Source organism: Hymenobacter frigidus (assembly GCF_014640435.1).
In the GTDB taxonomy this organism is placed as follows: Bacteria; Bacteroidota; Bacteroidia; order Cytophagales; family Hymenobacteraceae; genus Hymenobacter; species Hymenobacter frigidus.
In genome coordinates this window covers 88,319-104,455 of record NZ_BMGY01000005.1, presented here as the reverse complement: position 1 = coordinate 104,455, position 16,137 = coordinate 88,319, and the positions used below count along the sequence as shown (strand labels likewise).

The following is a 16,137-nucleotide window of genomic DNA, read 5'->3' as shown; positions in this document are numbered from 1 at the left end:
GTTAATTTCCCAGCCGTATCTGTTTAATTTTGTTCTCTTATGCACGCCACGCTTCGCATCGACCTTAACGAGAACCTATACCTGCGCGACCCGCAGAGCACCGACCTGGGCCGCCGCCTGGTAGCCGAGGCCATTCTGCTGATTGACGAAATCGGTTTCGAGCAATTCACATTCAAGAAGCTTGCGCAACGCATCGAATCCACCGAGGCCTCCCTCTACCGCTATTTCGAAAACAAGCACAAGCTCCTGGTGTACCTCGTGAGCTGGCACTGGGCCTGGCTGGGTTACCAGATTCGGTTTCATACCCACAACGTGCCCGACGCCCGCACCCGCCTGCGGCTCACGCTGGCCATCCTCACCCAAGCCCACCACGACGACCCCACCACCACCCAGCTCGACGAAGCCGCCCTCTACCGCATTGTGGTGAGCGAGGCTTCGAAAGCCTACCTCACAAAAGATGTGGACGAGGACAACGAGGCCGGCCTGTTTCAAGAGTACAAGCGGCTGGCGGCTGGCATCGTGACGGTGGTGCAGGAAATAAATCCGGCCTACCCGTTTCCCCACGCCTTGGTAAGTACCCTGCTTGAAAGCGCCCGTAAGCAACTGTTTTTTTCTAAGCACCTGCCCTCGCTGACTGACGCGGCTAGCCAAAATACGGAAAACGCCATCTGCGCTTTTCTTGAACAACTGGCATTTGCCGCGCTTGACAGCAATTAGTGGTTAAGGCTTGGCGATTGATGATAAGTGCCCAACACCACCCATTATTCGCAAGACATTAACTACTAGTCATTACCTACTCATTGTTTGTTATTTATGTCCGACGCTTCGTCCTTATCGCCCGTTCAACGCCTGTTCCGCCTATTGGCGGCTGAGCGGCGCGACATTACCTACCTCTATGTGTACGCGGCCCTGGCTGGCATCATCAGCCTGAGCTTGCCGCTGGGCGTGCAGTCCGTCATTGGGTTTGTGAGCAGCGGGGCCATCAGCACCTCGCTGGTGGTGCTCATTGGGCTGATTGTGCTGGGCACCATGCTGGTGGGCGGGCTCCAGATTATGCAGCTGCACCTGATTGAATACATCCAGCAGCGGCTGATGGCGCGGGTGGCGCTGGACTTTGCCGTGCGCCTGCCCCGGGTGCGCAGCGAGGCCCTGGACGGCGAATACCTCCCCGAGCTGATGAACCGCCTGCTCGACGTACCCACCCTGCAAAAGGGCCTGGCCACGATACTGGTGGAGTTTTCGGCCGCCGGCCTGCAAATCGTGTTTGGGCTGCTGCTGCTCTCTTTTTATCACCCCATCTTCATCGCGTTTGGCCTGCTGCTGCTGGTGTTGCTCTGGGCCCTGATTGCCGCCACTGGGCCGCGCGGGCTGCGCACGAGCATTGTGGAGAGCAAGTACAAGTACCAGGTGGTGGCCTGGCTCGAAGACGTGGCCCGCACGGTGGGCAGCTTCCGGCTGCCGGCCCGCCAGAACCTGGCCCTGGGCCGCACCGACGAGCTGCTGAATGGTCACCTCAGTGCCCGCGACGCCCACTTCCAGGTACTGGTGGCGCAATCGTGGGGCTTCGTGGTGTTCAAAACCCTTGTCACGGCAGGACTGCTGGGAATTGGCTGCTGGCTGCTGATTGACAAGCAAATTAACATCGGGCAGTTTGTGGCGGCTGAAATCGTCATCATCGTGACGATAAACGCGGTTGAGAAAATCATTCTCAAAATTGATGTGGTGTACGACGCCCTCACGGCCATCGACAAAATCGGGCACGTGCTGGACCTGGAAACCGTGCCCAAAGCCACCGGCACGGCATCGCTGCCCGCTGACATTGACACCGCGCCGGCCCCCGGCCTAGCCGTAGTCGTGCGCGGCCTCACCTACCGCTACCCCCAGGCCGCGCGCGACGTGCTGGAGGGAGTAACTTTCTCCCTGGCTCCCGGCGACCACCTGGGCTTGGTGGGGGCCGATGGCGGGGGCAAAACCACCCTGCTGCGCCTGCTGGCCGGCCAGCTGCCCGGCTACACCGGGCAGGTAGCCTACGCCGGTCTGTCCCTGTCTGACCTGAGCCCCGCCGCCCTGGCCGCCGCCGTGGGCGACAGCCTGGCCCATCAGCACCTGTTTTCGGGCACGGTGCTCGAAAACATTACCTTGGGCCAGCCCGAACTCACGGCCGCCGACGCGGCCTGGGCCGTGGACCTGGTGGGCCTGCGCGACGACCTGTACGCCCGCCCCGACGGCCTGCAAACCCGCGTGGGACCGGGCTACGCGCTGGGCTCGGGCGCTACCCAGCGGCTGCTGCTGGCCCGCGCCGTGGTGGCCCGCCCCCGCCTGCTGCTTCTCGATGCCCTGCTGCCCGCCGCTGCCCTGCCCGAACGGGTGCAGATGCTGCGCCGCCTGCTGGCCCCCGGCCTGCCCTGGACGGTTATCGTGGCCACTACCCAGCCCGAGCTGCTGGCCCTGCTGCCCCGCGTAGCCGTACTGGAGGAGGGCCAGCTGGTGGCCGAGGGAACTCTCGACCAATTGCGGAACACGCCCGCCCTGCGTGAATTGTTGGGGGGTATTTAATTGTTCGTTGCTTGTTGTCAGAACTTAACCGACAAACAAATAACACACCCAACCATTGACAACCAGTAACCTGCAACAAATAATCGACAATTAACAGTTGATAACTAACAACTAAAATGCCTTTTGCCGAACATCCCAACCCCGAAACCCATCCCGACGCGCAGCGTTTCACGGCCTTTGCCAGGGTGCGTACGCCGCAGGCCGGCCGGATTCTGGCCCGCTGGGCCGGCGGCCTGGGCCTGCTGGTGCTGGCCGCCGGGTTTTTGCCCTGGACCCAGAACATTCGCTCGACCGGCAAGCTGACTACCCTGCGCCCACAGGACCGCCCCCAAACCGTACCCAGCACCATTGGAGGACGCATCAAGACCTGGCGGGTGCAGGAAGGGCAGCTGGTGCGCAAGGGTGATACGCTGGCCGAAATCGTGGAAATCAAGGAAAAGTACTTTGACCCCCAGCTGTTGGTCCGCACCCGCGAGCAGCTCGAAGCCAAAATCAATGGCCTGCGCGAAAACGCGGCCAAAACCCGCGCCCTGGGCGGCCAGCAGGATGCCCTGCGCCTGGGCTTGGCTGCCAGCCTGAATAAGGCCCGCAACAAAGTGCGCCAGGCCGATTTGAAGGTGCGCTCGGACCGGGCGGAGCTGGTGGCGGCCCAGGCCGATTTCGCCATTGCCAGACGCCAGCTGGAGCGCCAGGAATTCCTGTACAAGCAGGGCTTGAAGAGCCTGACCGAGCTGGAGCAGCGCCGCCTCAAGTTTCAGGAGAGCACCGCCAAGCTGCAAGCCGTGGAGAACAAGCTGGCCGCATCGGGGCAGGAGTCCCTCAGTGCGCGCATCGAGCTGGAATCGTTGGATGCCGACTACGCCGATAAGCTGGCCAAGAGCGAGAGCGACCGGCGCTCAGCCACCGGCTACCAGTTTAGCACCGAGGGCGAGATTGCCAAGATGCGCAACGAGCTGGCCAACCTCAGCATTCGGGCGGGCTTCTACTTCATCACGGCTCCCCAAACGGGCTACGTGGTGCGCGCCCTGAAGCAGGGCGAAGGTGAAATTGTGAAGGAAGGCGAGGACTTGATAACCCTGATGCCCGCCAACCCGCGCCTGGCCGCCGAACTCTACGTGAAGCCCATGGATGTGCCCCTGCTGCGCGTGGGCCGGCGGGTGCGGCTGCAATTTGATGGCTGGCCGGCGCTGGTGTTTACGGGCTGGCCGGGCAGCAGCTTCGGCACCTTCGGCGGCGTGGTGCAGGTGATTGACAACATCGACTCGCAGGGCCAGTATCGCCTGCTGGTGACGCACGAACCGGGCACCGAGGCTTGGCCCGCGCCGCTGCGCGTGGGCTCGGGCGTGTACGGCTGGGCCCTGCTCGACGACGTGCCGATATGGTACGAGCTGTGGCGGCAAATCAACGGCTTCCCGCCCAACTACGTGGGCGACGCTACCGCCTACCCCGCCGGCCAGCCCGCCAAGGGCGGCAAAGTGGTGAAGGCTGACAAAAAATCCAGCTATGGTAACGAGGAATAAGGATAGGGAAGAAAGTGAGTTAAAAACTCAAAGTGAAAAATTAAAAATGGTCTGTTTCCCAAACCGTCACCGGGCATTTTTAATTTTTAATTCTTCCTTTTTAGTTTCAGCAACCGTTTGGCTACAGCGGGTAGCCTTGGTAGCCCTGCTACTGGGGCTGCGGCCGGTGCCGGGGCGGGCGCAAACTCTGGCGGCGGATTCGGCGGTGCTACGGCTGTCGGAGTTTATGGGCCTGGTGTCGCAGTACCACCCCGTGGCCCGGCAAGCGGCGCTGAACCCTGAGCGGGCCCGCCAGGAAATCCGCCAGGCCCGCGGGGCCTTCGACCCCACGCTCAACGGCAAATACTACGGCAAGCAGCTCAAAGGGACAGAATATTTTCACGACTGGGAAACCTACCTACGCGTACCTACCTGGTTTGGTATAGACGTGAAAGCGGGCTGGGACCGCGGCGTGGGCCCCTACGTGAACCCGCAGGAATACACCGCCACCGGCGGCCTGAGCTACGTGGGCCTGAGCGTGCCCCTGGGCCAGGGCCTGCTGGTGGACGAGCGCCGCACCGCCGTGCGCGTGGCTCAGGCCCTTACCGGCCTGGCCGAAGCCGAGCGCCGCGCTATTCGCAACAAGCTGCTGCTGAGCGCGGCCAAAGACTACTGGGACTGGGCCCTGGCCACCGAACGCCTGCGCCTGCTGGCCGCCAACGAGCGGGTGGCCGCCGTGCGCTTCGCCGCCACCCGGCAGCGCGTGCTGGCCGGCGACTTGGCCGCCATCGACTCGGTGGAGGCCCAGGCCGAGCTGCAAAACCGCCAGGGCCAGCGGGCGGCCGCCCGCGTGCAGTCCCAAAATGCCGCGCTGGTGGCGTCCAGCTACCTCTGGGACGGCGAAGGCCGCCCCCGCGAACTGCCGCCCACTGCCCGCGCCCAGCCCCTGCCACCCGCCCTGGCCTGGCGGGTCCTGGCCCCCGACACCCTGGCCGCCCTGGCCGCCCAAGCCCAGCAGCTGCACCCCGACTTGTTGAAAACCCGCGTGAAGCAGGTGCAGCTGAAGCTGGAAAGCCGCCTGCTCCTCAACAAGCTACTGCCTAAGATTAATTTAGACTACAACCTGCTGCTGCCCGGCCAGCCGTTTGCGCTCGAAAACAGTCCGCAGCCGTTCCGGGGCGGCTACTCCACCAACAACTACAAGCTGGGGCTCAGCCTGGCCTACCCGGTCCTGCTCCGCGCCGAGCGGGCCAAGCGCCAGCTCAACCAGCTGAAGCTACGCGATGCCGGCTTCCAACTCGACCAGGACCAGCGCCTGGTGGGCAACGCCCTACAAACCGCCGCCAACGACTGGCAGGCCCTGGTAGAGCAGCTGCGCCTGCAGCAGCAAGCCACGGTCAACTACCAGCGCCTGCGCGACGGCGAGCTCATCCGCTTCGATAATGGTGAAAGCACCGTGTTTTTTATCAATTCCCGCGAAGCCAGCCTGCTCGCCGCTCGCCAGAAGCTGGCCGAGCTTCAAGCCAAATACGCGCAAACCCAGGCCCAGCTGCGCTTCGCGGCGGGCGTAGACGTGCCGGTGACTGAGTAGCCGGCTGGGGCTCGTCAATGGTAGGCCCAAAATAAAGGCTGGCGTTCCGGCGTTATCTTTAGGTATATGCAAGGACCTGTTGCTGCCAGTCTGCCGTTTTCCCGCGCCCGCCTCACCCTGGTTTTCGTGCTGGCCGCCTCGCTTAGCTTGAGCCTACTGCTGGTGGCGGGCCGCGTGCTGATGACCGGGCGCGGAATATTCCTGTTCTTGGTCTGGAACCTGTTTCTGGCCGTAATTCCCTTCGCCATCAGCACCATGCTGGGCACGGCCAGGGGGCCTTTGCGGGCGCGGCTGCTGGTGCCGGTGGGAGCCGCGTGGCTGCTGTTCTTTCCCAATGCGCCCTACATCCTCACCGACTTGTTTCACCTCGAACGCCGGGCCGGCGTACCGCTCTGGTACGACCTGGCCCTGATTCTGAGCTGCGCCTGGAATGGCCTGATGCTGGCCTACGCTTCGCTGGCTGACATGCAGCGGTTGGTGCAGCTGCGCCTGGGCACGGGGGCCGGCTGGGCCTTCGCCACGCTGGCGCTGCTGCTCAGCAGCTTCGGTATTTACCTGGGTCGCTACCTGCGCTTCAATTCCTGGGACGTGCTGGCCAACCCGCTCACGCTGTTTTTCGACATTGTGAACCGAATTCTGCATCCGTTCAGCTTCCCCGGCACCTGGGGCGTCACGCTGGTATTCGGGCTGTTTTTGCTGGTGGGCTACGGCACGGTGCGGCTGCTGGGCCGGGCGCACGAGTAGTTGCCCGCCCGGTATCGGCGGCTACATTTGCCCCATGCCTTCCCAAGAACTCATGCACTGGCCGCGCCTGCTCTCGCAGCGCCGCTTCCCCGACCAACAGCTCCCGCCCACCAGTGCCGCCCCCGGGCGCGGAGCCTTCGTGCAGGACTACGACCGGGTGGTGTTCAGCTCCGCGTTCCGCCGCTTGCAGCGCAAAACCCAGGTGATGCCCCTGCCCGAAACCGACTTCGTGCACACCCGGCTTACCCACTCGCTCGAAACCGCCGTGGTGGGCCGCTCGCTGGGCCGCCTCGCCGCCCGCCACCTGCTGGAAAACGACGCCGAGCTGGCCCAGCTCCTACCCAACCTCGACCAGGACTGCGGCGACATCGTGGCCGCCGCCTGCCTGGCCCACGACATCGGCAACCCGCCCTTCGGCCACTCCGGCGAGGATGCCATCAGCAGTTACTTCCTCAGCGCCACCGCAGCCCCCTACCTGGCGCAGCTAACGCCCGCCGAAATCGCCGACTTGCAGCATTTTGAGGGCAACGCGGCGGGGTTCCGCATCCTCACGCACACCTACGCGGCCCACAGCACCGGCACGGCCGGCCTCGGCCTCACCTATGCCACGCTGGGCGCGTTCACCAAATACCCCCGGCCCAGCCTGGTGGCCGATGCCGCTCGGAGAAACGGCGCTTCGGAAAAGAAATACGGCCATTTTCAAACCGAAAACAGCCGTTTTCAGCACGTAGCCGCCGAGCTGGGCTTACTACCTAAAGACGCGGCAGCGGGCTTCTACCACCGCCACCCGCTGGCCTTTCTGGTCGAAGCCGCCGACGACCTCTGCTACCGCATCATCGACTTCGAGGACGGTCTGAAGCTGGGCCTGATTGCACCCGAAACCGGCTTGCCCCTCCTCAAAAAGATGCTCAACGACCCGGCCGACCGCATCGGCAGCGTGCAGTGGCACGACTGGCGTGAGGAGTTGGGCTACATCCGGGCGCGCCTCATCGGCAAGCTGGTGGCCGAAACCGCTACCCTCTTCGCCCGGCACGCCCCCGCCATTCTGCGCGGTGAGTACGACCAGCCGCTTATTAAAGAACTGAGCTGCTGGGTCGATTTGCAGGAAGTGCAGCGTCTGAGCATCAACCAGCTCTACCGCAGCCGCCCGGTGCTCGAAATTGAAGCCGCCGGCTTTGAGGTCCTCGGCGGCCTGCTCGACGCTTTCCTCTGCGCCGTGTTCGACGCCAGCCAGGGCCACCGCAGCCGCAAATTGCTGCTGCTGCTGCCCGAGCAGTTCCGCGCCGAAGGCCATCAGGCCGGCGTATCGGCTTATGAAAAAATCCTGCTGCTCACCGATTTTGTGGCTGGCATGACCGACCAGAATGCGTTGAGCTTGTACAAGACAATAAAGGGAATTGAGCTGCCGAAAGGGTTTTAGAATCGCCTGTCGTGCTGAGCACCGCGAAGCATCCTGTCACGTTACAACGGTTTCGTTCAGCCGTAACAGAATGCTTCGCGGTGCTCAGCATGACAGACGCTTTCTTATCCAGCCAGTGCCGCAATATCCCCTTCATGCACTGCTACCAGGTTCGCCAGCAGCGATTCCAGTAGCTTGCGGCCCTTCCACACCGATTTCATTTTGGCCCGAATCTGTGCGGCCGTCTGCACGAATTCCTGCTCCTCGGCCGTTTCGTGGCCTTCAAATTCCATCAGCTTTTCCACCATCGGCACCGTCATTTCGGGGTGAAACTGCAGGCCGATAATCCCGTCACCCCACACAAAGCCCTGCGTGGCGCACCCGGCCGACATGCCCACCCGCATAGCGCCCGGCGGCACCGTAAACGTGTCCATGTGCCAGTGCAGCACGGCCGCCTTCTCCGGCCACCCGCGCAGCAGCGGGTGCTCGAGGGACTTCACCGAGAAGCGTACCGTCCAGAATCCGATTTCCGGGTCCGGGTTGGGGCGCACCTCGCCGCCCAGTGCCTGCGCCACCAGCTGCGCCCCCAGGCAAATGGCCAGCGTCACCTTCCCCGTCCGCAACACCTCCTGGATGAAGACCTTTTCGGCGCGCAGCCACGGCAGATTCTCCTCATCGTGCACGCTCATAGCCCCACCCAGAATGAGCAGGCCGTCGAAGTTGTCCATGGCAGGAAACATCGGATTGGGCTCGAATAAGCGGGTGAAAGTGAGCGAATGACCGTGCGCAGCCAGCCAGTCGGCGGCGTGGCCGGGGCCTTCCTCGGGCATGTGTTGGAGGCAGTGGAAACGCATTTGGTCAGTGTCTAAACAGTTTGAAAAAAGAACGTCATGCTGAGCTTAGCCGAAGCATCTCTATTGTGTTGGTAACCCTTTCGATTGGATTACTCATACGGTAGAGATGCTTCGGCTAGGCTCAGCATGACGTGCTGTTATTCGTCAAGCCTTGGGTTCTACTCCCACTCAATCGTGGCCGGCGGCTTGCTCGAAATATCATATACCACGCGGTTGATGCCCCGCACCTGGTTGATGATTTTGTTGCTAACGTCCGCCAGAAACTCGTAGGGCAAGTGGGCCCAATCGGCGGTCATGCCGTCCACGCTGGTCACGGCGCGCAGGGCCACTACTCGTTCGTAGGTGCGCTCGTCGCCCATCACGCCCACGCTTTGCACGGGCAGCAGCATGGCCCCGGCCTGCCACACTTTATCGTAGAGGCCGTATTCTTTCAGCAGGTTGATAAACACGCCATCGGCCCGCTGCAGCAGGTCCACTTTCTCCGGCGTTATGTCGCCGAGAATGCGGATGCCCAGGCCGGGGCCGGGAAAGGGGTGGCGGTTGAGAATCTCGGCGGGCAGCTCCAGGGCCGCGCCCACTTCGCGCACCTCGTCCTTGAAGAGCATGCGCAACGGCTCCACAATCTTGAGGTTCATCTTCTCGGGCAGGCCGCCCACGTTGTGGTGGCTTTTGATGGTGACCGACGAGCCGTGTACCGAAACCGATTCAATCACATCGGGGTAAATGGTGCCCTGGGCCAACCAGCGGGCACCTTCCACCTTCTGCGCCTCGCGGTCAAACACCTCAATAAAGGTGCGGCCAATGGCCTTGCGCTTGGCTTCAGGGTCGCTGAGGCCTTCGAGCGCGGCGTAAAACTCGGGCGCGGCCCGCACGCCGGTCACGTTCAGCCCCAGGCCTTCGTAGGCTTTGAGTACGGTGGCAAACTCGTCCTGCCGCAGCAGGCCGTTGTCCACGAAAATGCCGTGCAGGCGCGGACCGATGGCGCGGTGCAGTAGCAGGGCTGCTACGCTGCTATCCACCCCGCCCGACAGGCCCAGAATCACTTGCTCGTCGGGGCCGATGGTGTTTTGCAGGGCCAGCACGGCCGAATCCACGAAGTGGTCGGGCGTCCAGCTTTGCTCGCAGCGGCAGATGTCGACCACGAAGTTGCGCAGCAGCTGCTTGCCCTCGGTGGAGTGCGTCACTTCGGGGTGAAACTGGATGCCGTAGGTATCCTGGCCGGCAATCTGAAAGGCGGCTACCGCCACCTCGGGCGTGCTGGCAATGATGTTGTACCCGGCCGGCAGCGCCTGAATGGTGTCGCCATGCGACATCCACACCTGCGAGTCGGCGTGCATGTCCGCCAGTAGCGGCGAAGCGGCGTCCAGCTCGGCCAACCGGGCCCGGCCGTACTCGCGGATGGTGGCGGGCAGCACCGAGCCCCCGCCCTGCTGGGCCAGCAGCTGCGCGCCGTAGCACACGCCCAGTACCGGCACGTGGCCCAGCAAGTGGCTCAGGTCGGGGTTGGGAGCCCCTTCATCCCGCACCGAACAAGGCGAGCCGGAAAGAATGATGCCCCGAATATCCTCAGTTAAAGCGAGGCTCGGGGCGTGGGTGTAGGGGTGAATTTCGCAGAACACGTGCAATTCGCGAATGCGTCGGGCTATCAATTGCGTGTATTGCGAGCCGAAATCTAGGATGATGAGTCGTTCCATGCCACAAAGCTACTCACGGAAGCAGCCGGGTTGGCCGCGTTTTCTGCGCCGTCCTTTAATCCTTGCTACTTTCTTGCTTTGTACGCTTACTTCCACTTCCCCATTTCTTCCCTTACCCCAACCCTTACACTCCGTTAATGCCCGGTGCTTTGGCCTTCCTCGGAACGGCTGGCAACCATATTTGGGCCCGGTCCCCCAGCAACCACGTCCCCCCAGAGGCGCTTGCGAAACGGGCTATCTGCAACCCGGCATTAGTCAGGCGAGCTCCGTAACGCGGCTGGGCCAGTTCCCTCCCCTACTTTATTGCCGAAGCGCTGGGCCGCGTGGCACGCCCGAATACGGCCCCAACCCCGGCCACCGATAGCCAATAGCATCTTGTGCTCAATGGATTGCCAATCGGCACTGGCCGCGCGCACTTGGCCAGGACAGCCCGCCACAAAGTACTGAGCGCAGGGCGATAGTAGCCTCGGCACAAAAAAACAGTCCAAACCCGCCAAAACGCGGAATCTGTACGTATCTTTGCAGCGGCAAGTCAGAACGACCAGCTCCTGCTGAACTCCCCCAGGACCGGAAGGTAGCAAGGGTAGGCGGTTGATGCGGTGCGATTTTGGCTTGCTTTTTTTTGCCCTTTTCTGTCGGCCCCGACGCTGCTCCGTTCCGCTTTTGGCGGACCAATGAGTAGCTTTGGGGCCGATTCTTTTTTTATTAGTTGTTAGCTAACAGCGGTTGGACCATAGCCCCAAGGCGCGGTTTCAACACGAATAAATAGCTAACAGCTAATAGCCAACAGCTAATAGCTAACGAATGAAGTTTTTTATTGACACCGCCAACCTGGCCGAAATCCGCGAAGCCGTGGAGTTGGGCGTCCTCGACGGCGTAACCACCAATCCTTCGCTGATGGCCAAGGAAGGCATCCGCGGCATCGACAACGTGATGGCCCACTACCGCCAAATCTGCGAAATGGTGGACGGCGACGTATCGGCCGAAGTTATTTCGACCGATTTTGAAGGCATCATCCGCGAGGGCGAAGAGTTGGCCGAGCTGCACCCCAACATCGTGGTGAAAGTACCCATGATTAAGGAAGGCGTGAAGGCCATTAAATACTTCTCGGACAAAGGCATTAAAACCAACTGCACCTTGATTTTCACGGCCGGGCAGGCCCTGCTGGCGGCCAAGGCCGGCGCAACTTACGTGTCGCCCTTCGTGGGTCGTCTGGACGATATCGGGCACGACGGCTTGCAGCTGGTGGAGCAAATTGTGCAGATTTTCAGCAACTACGGCTATCCTACTGAGGTGCTGGCCGCGTCGGTGCGCCACGTGCCGCACCTCATCCAATGCGCCGAAATCGGCGCCGATGTGGTAACCTGCCCGCTCAACGTCATCACCGCGTTGCTCAACCACCCGCTCACGGACAAAGGCTTGGCCACGTTCCTGGCCGACCACAAGCGCGTTAATTCTTAACGCGTATTATGAGTTTTGAATTATGAGTTATGACTTGCTCAACCGCCACGTTGAGGCGTCCGTAGCCCCAACTCATAACTCATAATTCAAAACTCATAATTACCCGCCATGTACATCATCAAAGTAAAAGGCAAGGCCAAAATCCCCGACTACATTCAGCTGCGGGATGAAGCCTTTGTGCTCATTGCCTACTTCCGGGCCGACCGGCCGTTGAAAGACCTGCATCGCTACGGCCTCGAAGGCAAGGAAACCGAACTGGCCGACGTGATTTCGGGACTGGAATTCGGAAAATTACGGCCGCTCAATATCTAAGTTTTGCGTTGGTCCTGAATCTTTTTAATCAGACCAATTCAGCAACTAGCGCATTTCCATTTCTCACCGAAAAGGTGGAGTTATCCATGACTGAAAACGTTATTGAGCTGCACGAAGCGACGATAATGCAGGAGCAGCAGGCCGTGCTTCAGGGCGTGTCGTTTGCGCTGGAAAAAGGTGCGTTTGCTTACTTAGTGGGCCGTACTGGCGCGGGCAAGTCGTCGCTGCTCAAAACGCTGTACGCCGACCTGCCGCTGCAAAGCGGCATGGGCACCGTGGCCGGCTACTCGCTGCCGAAACTACCGGCCAGCAAAGTGCCTTACCTGCGCCGAAAGCTGGGCATCGTGTTTCAGGATTTTCAGTTGCTTTCGGACCGTACGGTGGCAGAAAATCTGATGTTCGTGCTCAACGCCACGGGTTGGAAAGGCAAGTCGCAGAAGCAACAGCGCATTTCCGATGTGCTGGTGCGCGTGGGCCTGAGCGGGGCCGCCAACCGCATGCCGCACCGCCTTTCGGGCGGCGAGCAGCAGCGCGTGGTCATCGCCCGGGCCATGCTCAATGAGCCCGTACTCCTGCTGGCCGATGAGCCCACCGGCAACCTCGACCCCGAAGTTTCGGCCAATATTATGCAGCTGTTTGGCGAGATAAATAACGCTGGCACTGCTGTTTTAATGGCGACGCACAATTTTCAATTAATTGAAAAATACCCACACCGCATACTGACTTGTAAAGACGGCGAGTTGCTGGATTCGGCGCAGCCACGGTAATTAGTTCGGGCTAATTAATTGTTTAATTTTTCTTGTTGATTGGCAATTAATATGTCCGTTGGGCTGTCCGTATTAATTCCGATATTTAATTGGGATGTCCGCGAATTGGTGAATTCGCTAGCCGCGCAATTAGAAGATTGGAACGGCCCGGTGGAAATAATTCTGCTCGATGATGGGTCGCAGGATAATTTTCGAAAGCTGAACCGAACCCTGGCGACGCAACCCAACGTGCGCTACCAGGAATTGCCCCACAATGTGGGCCGGGCCGCCATTCGCAATCAGTTAGCGGCCGTTGCGCAGCACGAGTGGCTGCTGCTGCTGGATAATGACGGTTTATTACCCGACACCCGGTTTCTGGCCCGCTACGCCGCCGCGCGCGACCGCGCCACCGTGCTCATCGGCGGCACCCGCTACGAAGCAACTCCGCCTCCTGACCCCGCCTTATTCCTGCGCTGGCGCTACGGCCAGGCGCGGGAAGCCCGCCCCGCCGCCGTGCGCCAGGCGGCTCCCTACGGCCAGCTCACCATCAATAACGCCTTGGTTCAGGCCGATGTATTCCGCCAGTTTCCGCTTGATGAGCGCCTGACCGGCTACGGCCACGAAGACACTAAATTCGGTCTGGGGCTTGCCACGGCGAACGTACCCATTCTGCATTTGGACAACCCCGTGCTACACGCCGGGCTGGAACCCGCCGCCATATTTCTGCAAAAAAGCGAGCAGGCGGTTCGCAATCTGGCACGGGTGTACCGCGAAGACGGGTTCAGTACCGATTCGCGCCTGCTACAAATGGCGTTGCGCCTGCACCGGCTGGGTGTGGCCCCGGCGGCTCGTGCCACGCTGGGGGCGCTGGCTCCGGCGTTGCGTCGCCAGCTGCTCTCGACCGCGCCGCGCTTGCGGCTGCTCGACCTCTTGAAACTTTCGTGGCTGCTGCGGGAGCTGGCCTGAGTTTGACCAGTATCTTTGGCAAGCTGCTTTTCTCGGTTTTATTTTGATTCTTCCCGCGCCGCCCTCCCCTATTCTTTTGCTCGATTTGGTGGGCGAACACGCGGCCCTGCAACCAGCGCTCGATGAAGCGGTTCAGGAGGTGCTGGACTCGGCCGCCTTCATCCAGGGGCCGGCCGTGGGGCAGTTTGCCACCGAGTTGGGCGACTATCTGGGCGGCGCGCACATCATTCCCTGCGCCAACGGCACCGACGCCCTCACCCTGGCCCTGTTGAGCCTGAACCTGCCCGCCGGGGCCGAAATCATCCTTCCAGCCTTCACCTACGTGGCCACTCTGGAGGCCGCCGCGCTGTTGGGCCTGAAGCCGGTGCTGGTAGATATACGGCCCGACACCTTCAACATTGACCCAGCTGCGGTGGAAGCGGCTCTCACTCCGCGTACCGGCGCAATTGTAGCGGTCCATCTGTTTGGGCAATGCGCCGATTTAGCGGCGTTGCGCGCTATTTCCATTCGCCACGGCGTGGCACTGATTGAGGATAATGCCCAAGCCATCGGGGCTACTTTTCAATTCGAAAACGGTGAAACGGCCTACGCCGGGGCAGTGGGCGAAATAGGCACCACGTCTTTCTTCCCCTCCAAAAACCTCGGCGGCCTCGGCGACGGCGGGGCCTTGCTCACCCGCGACCCGGCCCGCGCTATCTTGCTCCGCCAGCTTGCCAACCACGGCCAGAGCCAGAAATACCACCACCAGCACATCGGCCTCAATTCCCGCCTCGATACCCTGCAAGCCGCCCTGCTACGGGTGAAGCTGCGGCAGCTACCCACCAATACCGCCGCCCGCCAGGCCGTGGCCGCCCGCTACGATGCTGCGCTGACCACCGTAGCCGGCATTACTATTCCGGCCCGCGACTCGCGCAGCAGCCACGTCTTTCATCAATACACCATCCGGCTAGAGGAACCCAGCCGCCGCGATACGCTACAGCATTTCCTGAAGAGCTGCGGGGTGCCAACCATGATTTACTACCCGCTGCCGGTGCATGCGCAACCGGCCTATGCCTACCTGGGCTACCGGGCGGGGCAATTTTCGGTGGCCGAGCGGCTCTGCGGGGCTGTCCTTTCGCTGCCGGTTCATCCGCTGCTGACGGAAGAGCAGCAAGACTATATTGTTGAACGCGTGGAAGATTTCTTCGATAATTAATACTGATTTGTGAGTAAGGATTTGCCTCAAGTTCGATTTGCCATTTGCGGCGTGGGCCACATTGGCCGCCGCCATGCCGCGCTGGTGGCGCGGCACGAAGGGGCCGAGTTGGTGGCCCTGATTGATGCTCGCGCCGACCTTGCGCCCAGCCTCGCCGCCGAGTTTGTCGGCGTGCCTTTTTTCGCTTCCCTCGAAGAATACCTGCAAAACGGCCCCACCGCCGATGTCCTCACCGTGGCCACGCCCAACGGCTGCCACGCCCCGCAGGCGGTGGCCGGCCTGCGCCACGGCCTGCACGTGGTAGTCGAAAAGCCTATTGCCCTGAGCAAGGCCGATGCCGAAACCATCGTGCACACGGCCCTGCAAACGGGTAAGTTGGTGTTTGGCGTGATGCAGAACCGCTACTCGCCCCCCGCCGCCTGGCTAAAGCAAGTGGTGGATGAGGACCGGCTGGGCCAGGTGTTTCTGGTGCAGCTTAATTGCTTCTGGAACCGCGACGCCCGCTACTACCAGCCCGGCGGCTGGAAAGGCACCCAGACCCTGGACGGCGGCACGCTCTTCACCCAGTTCAGCCACTTCGTCGATTTATTGTATTGGGTATTTGGCGACATCACCAACCTTTCGGCTCGTTTTCGCGACTTCACCCACGCCGGCCTCACCGAGTTTGAGGACAGCGGCCTCGTCACCTTCGACCTGCTGCGCGGCGGCAGTGGCATTCTTAGCTACAGCACCGCCGTGTGGGACCGCAACCTCGAAAGCAGCCTCACCGTGGTGGCCGAGCGCGGCAGCCTGCGCATCGCCGGCCAGTACATGGACAAGGTGGAATATTGCCACCTCCAAGACTACCAGATGCCCACGCTCCCTCCCACCAGCCCCGCCAACGATTACGGCCCCTTCCAAGGCTCGGCCGCCAACCACGTCCAGGTCATCGAAAACGTGGTGGACACGGTGCAGCGCCGTAGCTGCGCCACCACCAATGCGCTGGAAGGCCTGAAAGTGGTGGAGATAATTGAGCGGATTTACGCGTTGCGGTAGTTGGGTTTAGCTTTAATTGCAAACGGTAACACTAACATTCAAAACGCAGCTGTTTAGCAACTTGTCAGCAGGTCATGCCTCGGCT

At 61.6% G+C, this 16,137-nt stretch carries 14 protein-coding genes and 1 other RNA gene; 13 read left to right on the top strand and 2 right to left on the bottom strand.

Translation table 11 applies throughout. The annotated features are described in order from the left end of the window. Window positions 1-39: 39 nt before the first annotated feature. The 6 genes from IEW17_RS04060 (at window position 40) to dgt (ending at window position 7,810) form a co-directional block, all read left to right on the top strand. Window positions 40-717, top strand: a complete 678-nt coding sequence (locus IEW17_RS04060) for a TetR/AcrR family transcriptional regulator (RefSeq protein WP_188560745.1) — start codon at window positions 40-42, stop codon at window positions 715-717. Window positions 718-813: 96 nt separating this feature from the next. Further along, complete coding sequence (locus IEW17_RS04055; RefSeq protein ID WP_188560744.1) at window positions 814-2,556, top strand: peptidase domain-containing ABC transporter; 1,743 nt, start codon at window positions 814-816, stop codon at window positions 2,554-2,556. Window positions 2,557-2,672: 116 nt separating this feature from the next. Beyond that, window positions 2,673-4,076 carry an HlyD family secretion protein gene (locus tag IEW17_RS04050; protein ID WP_188560743.1) on the top strand — a complete coding sequence of 468 codons (1,404 nt, stop codon included), beginning with the start codon at window positions 2,673-2,675 and terminating at the stop codon, window positions 4,074-4,076. 136 nt (window positions 4,077-4,212) lie between these two features. After that, complete coding sequence (locus IEW17_RS04045) at window positions 4,213-5,646, top strand: TolC family protein (RefSeq protein WP_188560742.1); 1,434 nt, start codon at window positions 4,213-4,215, stop codon at window positions 5,644-5,646. Window positions 5,647-5,712: 66 nt separating this feature from the next. Then, window positions 5,713-6,390, top strand: coding sequence for a DUF1361 domain-containing protein (locus IEW17_RS04040; RefSeq protein WP_188560741.1), 678 nt, complete (start codon window positions 5,713-5,715; stop codon window positions 6,388-6,390). Between the two features lie 34 nt (window positions 6,391-6,424). Further along, entirely contained in the window at window positions 6,425-7,810 is a 1,386-nt protein-coding gene (dgt, locus tag IEW17_RS04035; RefSeq protein WP_188560740.1) for a dGTP triphosphohydrolase, read from the top strand. A gap of 104 nt (window positions 7,811-7,914) precedes the next feature. Here the strand turns inward: dgt and IEW17_RS04030 are convergent, their stop codons facing one another. Further along, window positions 7,915-8,643, bottom strand: a complete 729-nt coding sequence (locus IEW17_RS04030; protein ID WP_188560739.1) for a type 1 glutamine amidotransferase — start codon at window positions 8,641-8,643, stop codon at window positions 7,915-7,917. Between the two features lie 158 nt (window positions 8,644-8,801). Then, the gene (gene guaA / locus IEW17_RS04025) at window positions 8,802-10,337 is read right to left on the bottom strand and encodes a glutamine-hydrolyzing GMP synthase (RefSeq protein WP_188560738.1); all 1,536 of its coding nucleotides are present in this window, start codon (window positions 10,335-10,337) and stop codon (window positions 8,802-8,804) included. A 524-nt stretch (window positions 10,338-10,861) separates the two neighbouring features. Here guaA and ffs point away from each other — a divergent pair. From ffs to IEW17_RS03990, 7 genes are all read left to right on the top strand, one after another. Next, window positions 10,862-10,959: signal recognition particle sRNA small type (gene ffs / locus IEW17_RS04020), an RNA gene on the top strand. A gap of 182 nt (window positions 10,960-11,141) precedes the next feature. Further along, the gene (fsa, locus tag IEW17_RS04015) at window positions 11,142-11,798 is read left to right on the top strand and encodes a fructose-6-phosphate aldolase (protein WP_188560737.1); all 657 of its coding nucleotides are present in this window, start codon (window positions 11,142-11,144) and stop codon (window positions 11,796-11,798) included. Between the two features lie 108 nt (window positions 11,799-11,906). Then, complete coding sequence (locus tag IEW17_RS04010; protein ID WP_188560736.1) at window positions 11,907-12,110, top strand: fructose-6-phosphate aldolase; 204 nt, start codon at window positions 11,907-11,909, stop codon at window positions 12,108-12,110. A gap of 86 nt (window positions 12,111-12,196) precedes the next feature. Then, window positions 12,197-12,877, top strand: coding sequence for a cell division ATP-binding protein FtsE (locus IEW17_RS04005; RefSeq protein WP_188560735.1), 681 nt, complete (start codon window positions 12,197-12,199; stop codon window positions 12,875-12,877). Window positions 12,878-12,928: 51 nt separating this feature from the next. Beyond that, a complete protein-coding gene (locus tag IEW17_RS04000) occupies window positions 12,929-13,822 on the top strand; it encodes a glycosyltransferase (protein WP_262891820.1) in 894 nt (297 codons plus the stop codon). Between the two features lie 76 nt (window positions 13,823-13,898). Next, window positions 13,899-15,017: a DegT/DnrJ/EryC1/StrS family aminotransferase gene (locus tag IEW17_RS03995; RefSeq protein WP_188560814.1), complete on the top strand. Its 1,119-nt coding sequence runs from the start codon at window positions 13,899-13,901 to the stop codon at window positions 15,015-15,017. Between the two features lie 21 nt (window positions 15,018-15,038). After that, window positions 15,039-16,052 (top strand): Gfo/Idh/MocA family protein, encoded by a 1,014-nt coding sequence (locus IEW17_RS03990; protein WP_188560733.1) that lies wholly within the window; start codon window positions 15,039-15,041, stop codon window positions 16,050-16,052. Window positions 16,053-16,137 lie beyond the last annotated feature (85 nt).

Excerpts from the sequence above, each read along its gene's own strand:
- IEW17_RS04060 (WP_188560745.1), top strand. The coding sequence starts at position 40 with ATGCACGCCACGCTTCGCATCGACCTTAACGAGAACCTATACCTGCGC.
- IEW17_RS04055 (WP_188560744.1), top strand. The coding sequence starts at position 814 with ATGTCCGACGCTTCGTCCTTATCGCCCGTTCAACGCCTGTTCCGCCTA.
- IEW17_RS04050 (WP_188560743.1), top strand. The coding sequence starts at position 2,673 with ATGCCTTTTGCCGAACATCCCAACCCCGAAACCCATCCCGACGCGCAG.
- IEW17_RS04040 (WP_188560741.1), top strand. The coding sequence starts at position 5,713 with ATGCAAGGACCTGTTGCTGCCAGTCTGCCGTTTTCCCGCGCCCGCCTC.
- dgt (WP_188560740.1), top strand. The coding sequence starts at position 6,425 with ATGCCTTCCCAAGAACTCATGCACTGGCCGCGCCTGCTCTCGCAGCGC.
- IEW17_RS04030 (WP_188560739.1), bottom strand. The coding sequence starts at position 8,643 with ATGCGTTTCCACTGCCTCCAACACATGCCCGAGGAAGGCCCCGGCCAC.
- guaA (WP_188560738.1), bottom strand. The coding sequence starts at position 10,337 with ATGGAACGACTCATCATCCTAGATTTCGGCTCGCAATACACGCAATTG.
- fsa (WP_188560737.1), top strand. The coding sequence starts at position 11,142 with ATGAAGTTTTTTATTGACACCGCCAACCTGGCCGAAATCCGCGAAGCC.
- IEW17_RS04010 (WP_188560736.1), top strand. The coding sequence starts at position 11,907 with ATGTACATCATCAAAGTAAAAGGCAAGGCCAAAATCCCCGACTACATT.
- IEW17_RS04005 (WP_188560735.1), top strand. The coding sequence starts at position 12,197 with ATGACTGAAAACGTTATTGAGCTGCACGAAGCGACGATAATGCAGGAG.
- IEW17_RS04000 (WP_262891820.1), top strand. The coding sequence starts at position 12,929 with ATGTCCGTTGGGCTGTCCGTATTAATTCCGATATTTAATTGGGATGTC.